Origin of the sequence: Microcoleus sp. Pol11C3 (assembly GCF_036701485.1) — a bacterium.
Lineage (GTDB): Bacteria > Cyanobacteriota > Cyanobacteriia > Cyanobacteriales > Microcoleaceae > Microcoleus.
This window is the reverse complement of sequence record NZ_JAUBQW010000278.1, coordinates 1-2,263: the sequence shown is the minus strand read 5'-3', so window position 1 is coordinate 2,263 and position 2,263 is coordinate 1. Positions and strand designations below refer to the sequence as shown.

Genomic DNA, 2,263 nt, shown 5'->3' with positions numbered 1-2,263 from the left:
AACTTTTGTTACATCTGTGGAAAAAATCCTGAAAGAATTTGGAAAAAACTATGTAATTAATTTTGTCTAGCTACTTAATTCTAATACTTTGAGTAAAGCCGGAATAGCTGTGATTTCATTAGACTTTTTATCAATCTTAACTTGTCCTAAAACTAATCTTTGACTCGTCGCCCAAGCGCTGACCATATGAATTGCTTTCTTATCTCCTCCCCGATCGTAAGAATGGCGAAGAGTTTTGCCATCAATTGCGATTACTTCTCCGGGATTGAAGCAACTAATAGATTAAATCCAACTCAAAAAACATTTCTGAAATTGCTCCGGTTTGAGCCGAGAAAATACTCGGGCAATTGTATCATGTGAAGGTATGCCATTCGGCAATTCTAAAATTTTCTTTAACCATTCGTATTTAGCTCGCCCGTAACTTTCAATATCCACCCATGTATCAGCACCACAAATCACGGCACAAATTGAAAGGGTGATAATATCAATTAATTGATGATGTTTCGTCCGCTCAATTCTTGGATCTTCTAAGTCGGAAAAATGGTCGGCGATGGTGATTTTAGGTTGAACTTTCATACAGGTAAACCCTAATTAAATGTTTTGTAGTTACTCAATAATTCTTCTCCAATATACCAGATTCTGTTAACATGAAATTTAGATGCGTTCGCCCTGTCATCCATCCGTATTCATCTGCGGTTGCTAAAAAGATCGGCGTTGCTGATTTACGGTATGAAAGGATAAATATGCCAGTCAGAGAAACCAGTGTCGACAAAGCTTGGGGATTTTTAACTGATTTTTTTCATACCCTGATTAAGCAATGCCAAAAGATCGATCGCCCTTACGTCAAAAAGAGATCTCGCCCTTCCCCCCATCCGCGTCCATCTGGCTGTATCTGCGGTTCAAAAGAGCGATAGACCTTACGTCAAAAAGAGATCTCGCCCTTCCCCCCATCCGCGTCCATCTGCGTGTATCTGCGGTTCAAAAGAGCGATCGGCGAAGCTATCCCCTAGGGAATCGGCTTTCATCCATTCCCTTTTATCTGCCTGCATCTGCCATTAAAAAGCTATTAATTAGCAAACAAACTCGGCTCTACATAAAAAAACTACCCAGAATCACAGCCTGCTCTTTGCCGATCTCTCGCTCACCATTAACCAAAGCATACACTCCTTCTTCAGATCCAACAATTCCAACCCAATCTGCAGGTTTTAGCGAGCGCTGTTCCATCAAAAATAGCAACAATGAATTAGGGGTAGCTGTGACTCCCGGTGCATAATATTCTTGCTCCAATTTTTCAATCAATGCAATCAACAATTCATATAACTCATCTTCTTCAGGAGTGCGATCGCGACGGTGCATTAACTCTTCCAAAATAGCCAAAGCCTTTTTATTTTTAACTTCTGTTCTAATGATTTTCGGCTGATACTGAGACAATAACTCTTTGTATTTATATGGATTAAAAATAAGGGTCATTTTTCCACTTCTCCTTCTCATACTCAGCCTGAGTAAGAATGTATTTGATATAAATCAATTGGCTTTCATAATCGATACTAACTATTAATCTATAATTGTTGCCTTTGATGTTGAAAACGGTAAAACCTCCAACTGCTTCTGCTTTAGGAAAAACAGATTGCACCTCAACTAAATTTGACTATTTGGCTTTTGTAGCAATTTTAAACCAGTTATCCAAGACTTCTCGACAATCAGCATGACTTTCGCTATATTCACGCACTCGCCGATAGCTGATTATGTGCATCTGCTATATTTGGTAATTTTAACTAAATTCTATCTTAGCTAAGTAAGTCGGCGCAAAAAAACCACACTATGTTAAGATAAGTAAACAAAGAGAATACATCTACTGAGGTAACTCAATATATGGGCGCTAGATTAAGGGTATTCCTGACTCAACAGCAAGACAAAACTCTATTAAAACTGAGAACTGCGGATGTTCCACAAAAAGTCAAAGATAGAGCAGAAGTAATTAGATTAAATGCACATGGCTGGTATGTGGAAAAAATAGCTGCTCATTTTAACTGGACTCCACAAACAGTGAGAGAGGTTTTACATAAATGGTCGCATCTAGGCATGGAATGGCTTTGGGAATCGCCTGGTCGAGGGGCAAAAGCCAAGTGGAAAGAGTCAGATATAGAGTTTTTAAAAGAATGCCTCAAAAACGAATCACGTACATATAAGTAGCTAGACAAAATTAATTACATAGTTTTTTCCAAATTCTTTCAGGATTTTTTCCACAGATGTAACAAAAGTT

The 2,263-nt window shown here is 38.4% G+C and carries 3 protein-coding genes and 1 pseudogene; 1 reads left to right on the top strand and 3 read right to left on the bottom strand.

Annotation, left to right across the window (positions count from 1 at the left end):
- Window positions 1–72: 72 nt before the first annotated feature.
- The 3 genes and pseudogenes from QUA40_RS28475 to QUA40_RS28465 all read right to left on the bottom strand — a co-directional run.
- Window positions 73–576 (bottom strand): annotated as a pseudogene (locus QUA40_RS28475) (ISAs1 family transposase); the annotation flags it as partial.
- A gap of 513 nt (window positions 577–1,089) precedes the next feature.
- The gene (locus tag QUA40_RS28470) at window positions 1,090–1,470 is read right to left on the bottom strand and encodes a transcriptional regulator (RefSeq protein ID WP_333132030.1); all 381 of its coding nucleotides are present in this window, start codon (window positions 1,468–1,470) and stop codon (window positions 1,090–1,092) included.
- Complete coding sequence (locus QUA40_RS28465) at window positions 1,454–1,633, bottom strand: type II toxin-antitoxin system HigB family toxin (RefSeq protein WP_333132028.1); 180 nt, start codon at window positions 1,631–1,633, stop codon at window positions 1,454–1,456. Before QUA40_RS28465 ends, QUA40_RS28470 begins: the two co-directional genes overlap by 17 nt.
- A 239-nt stretch (window positions 1,634–1,872) precedes the next feature.
- Between QUA40_RS28465 and QUA40_RS28460 the strand changes: the two genes are divergently transcribed.
- Window positions 1,873–2,193 carry a helix-turn-helix domain-containing protein gene (locus QUA40_RS28460; protein WP_333132026.1) on the top strand — a complete coding sequence of 107 codons (321 nt, stop codon included), beginning with the start codon at window positions 1,873–1,875 and terminating at the stop codon, window positions 2,191–2,193.
- Window positions 2,194–2,263 lie beyond the last annotated feature (70 nt).

Coding starts and splice junctions, on each gene's coding strand:
- QUA40_RS28470 (WP_333132030.1), bottom strand. CDS start 1,470: ATGACCCTTATTTTTAATCCATATAAATACAAAGAGTTATTGTCTCAG.
- QUA40_RS28460 (WP_333132026.1), top strand. CDS start 1,873: ATGGGCGCTAGATTAAGGGTATTCCTGACTCAACAGCAAGACAAAACT.